The organism is Mycobacterium sp. ENV421, from assembly GCF_002887815.1.
GTDB lineage: Bacteria > Actinomycetota > Actinomycetes > Mycobacteriales > Mycobacteriaceae > Mycobacterium.
Window position 1 is genome coordinate 1 of the sequence record NZ_PDHO01000102.1, and the last position, 2,707, is coordinate 2,707.

Consider the following 2,707-nt stretch of genomic DNA (forward strand, 5'->3'; position numbering starts at 1 on the left):
ATTGACGCGACCGCGGACGATGGGGGGACGTCATGGCCTTGGGAATTCCATCGGTTGTCGGGCCGATCGCAGAGTGGGTATCGACGGTCCTGGTCGAGGGATGCCTACCGGGCGCCACTATCACCGTCAGAACTGTCGATGGCAATCCAGTCGCCCCCGCCGTAGTGAGCGTGGGCGGCGCCGACCACGTTCCAATACCAGCCGGGGCCCCGTTGGCGGCCGGCCAACGCCTCGTCGCAATTCAGCAGCTCGGCCCAGACACTAGTGCCCCGACACCCGACGAGCTCGCCGTGCTCGTCAGTGCATCACCAGCTGCGCACACCCAACTTCCGCCGATGACTTTCAAGAGCCGCCTGTTCGAATGTGGCCGCGCGTTGTGGCTCGCCAGCGCAGCCCCAGGCGCGGCGGTCACGGTTACCACCGCCGGGACGACCATCGGTGCAGCGCGCGCCGACACGTACGGCGACGCTCGAGTGTTGCTGGGGGCATCACTTCCTGGGGCTGGTGCCGTTGTCGAGGCGACGCAGGCGGCCCCCGCTGGGTTTCCGGCGCTGGCGGGTGGGCCCAACGTCACCGTCGGGCGGACCCGCGCACTGCCAGATGGGCCGCTAGGCCGACCGGTGGTCAGAAATCCGTTGCCGCTCGGCTGCGAGAACTCGCTGTTAATCGGCGATGTGATTGACGGTGCGCAAGTCACGGTCACGCGCGCGTCCGACGGGACAACCGACTCAGCGACCTTCGATGCCAGTGAACTGTGGTTCGTGATGTCCAAGCCATTCCCGGCCGAAGGTGACCGTGTCGAGGTCACGCAGTTCCTGCCAGTGTGTCGAGAACGTGACCTGGAACCGTCGAAACCGGCCGAAGTCGACATCGCGCCCGCTGCACCGCCACCACCGGTTATCATCACGCCACCTTGCGCGGGTTCGACACTGCTGCACGTCGACTCTCTACGTGGCGGGGCGCCGCTGACGGTGACCATCACGTTGCCGACAATCTCCGTCGACGCGTTGATGTATGTGGTGCCGCCTGGGCGGACCAGCTGGGATATTCCGGTGCCGCCCTTGCCGTCCGGCGGCAGCGTTCAAGTCGCCGAATCGGTCTGCGGTTTTCAGACGTCAACAACGGTGCCGGTGATCGACGATGCGACGCCGCCCAACCCGGATCTCGCCGTACCGTTGTTCAGCTGCGGGCAAGCAGTGTCAGTGAAGACTCGCGTAGGTGCGTTCGTCGAGGTTTGGGCCGACTCTGGCTCCGGGCGTGCCCAGATCTCCGCGCGGATCCGAGCTGATCGTGACCTCATGACGGTACCGGTGTTTCCGTATTTGACTACGCCACAGACGGTTTGGGTGCACCAATTGTCGTGCGGGGGGATACTGCAGGACAGCCCCGCATACGGCACGGATGCGCATCCGCCACTGCAGCCGGTTGAACTGCGTGACCCGTTGATCGCGGGAATGCCGTCGGTAGCTGTAGTCAACGCAGTTTCCGGTGCCCACGTTGTCGTGGTTGCTGCATCCGACGGGGGAGGCGTTCCGGAGGTTCTGGGGGAACGTGTTGTGACGCATGCGGATCCGGTGGTGCCGTTGGTCCGTCGACTCGTCGATAGGGACACCGTATGGGTCATCCAGGATATGTGTGGCGACTCGACGGCCGACTACGAACAGCGCCGCTATGGAGTGCTGCCCGGCGAGGTGCGCTTCACGATGCCCGGGCCGCGGACGCAAATCTCTGCCCACAGTGATGACGGCGCGTTCATCGTTCATTCCGCGGAGTTCGCCTGTCGATTCGCCGACGCTGCATGGATCCTCTACTGCGACGTGGAGAACACCGAAACCGGCTACGACTGCCAAACGGTGTTCGGAGCCACGCTGGTTCTGCCGAATCCGTACAAGTTCGGCGGCACTGTCGATGTTGACCTTGCCGCGGCTGACGGCGGGCTGCCGATCGGCCTTGCGTCGCTTGGATATCCCAGTCGCTACACTGCCACACGCCGTGCCACCTCAAATCTCCTGCAGGACCCAGGGATGTGGGCCGCAGTGATAGCAGCGACCGCGCAGTGGAGCTACCTGGTGGCCTGGCGCAACTACGAGCCACCCCCGGGGAAAGCAGACTGGGTCGACGGCGACAACGCCCCACCGGATCCTATGCAACTGTTCCCGCCACTTCCGATCGAAACCAGTGACGCCCCGGACTACTACGTGAAGCATTAACCGCGCTTTCGAGGCGCCAAGCATGTCCTGACCAGTTCGCCTCTACCCATTCGGAACACCGAAGCTCGGGAGGTTCGGGAAATGGGCGGGGTGCGCGGATCCCACATCGGACAGTCGTTCGGTCACCGCGAATTGACCGGTGAAGATGTCCGCGCCGTGGCCCCGGCCGGTGCCGCGATCAGCGGTTGTTCCCTCGCGCTCAATTTCGAAACTGACTGCAGCAATCGTCATTTCGATCTCAGGGCCTATCACCCATCCAGATGCGTAAGCCGACAGTCAGCTCCCAGCGGTGGCGTGTAAATCGTCGCGCCGCATCGTGTCAACGGCGGCCGAAAATTGACCCCTTTTCGTCGGGTGAGTTCACGGGGTTAGTTTTCAGGCGACGCCGACACATCGTTCTATGCAGGTGAAAGACCTGTACGGCCCCGCGGCCGTGGGCTGATGTTGACCGTCTCTCGGGATGACGACCGCGGGGTACTCACTCGTCATTGAGCGTG

Annotated in this window: 1 protein-coding gene; it reads left to right on the forward strand. The window is 63.9% G+C overall.

What is annotated here, in order from left to right:
• The first annotated feature begins 635 nt into the window (after nt 1-635).
• Nucleotides 636-2,210, forward strand: a complete 1,575-nt coding sequence (locus CRM90_RS29770) for a hypothetical protein (RefSeq protein WP_142391496.1) — start codon at nt 636-638, stop codon at nt 2,208-2,210.
• The last annotated feature ends 497 nt before the right edge of the window (nt 2,211-2,707 follow it).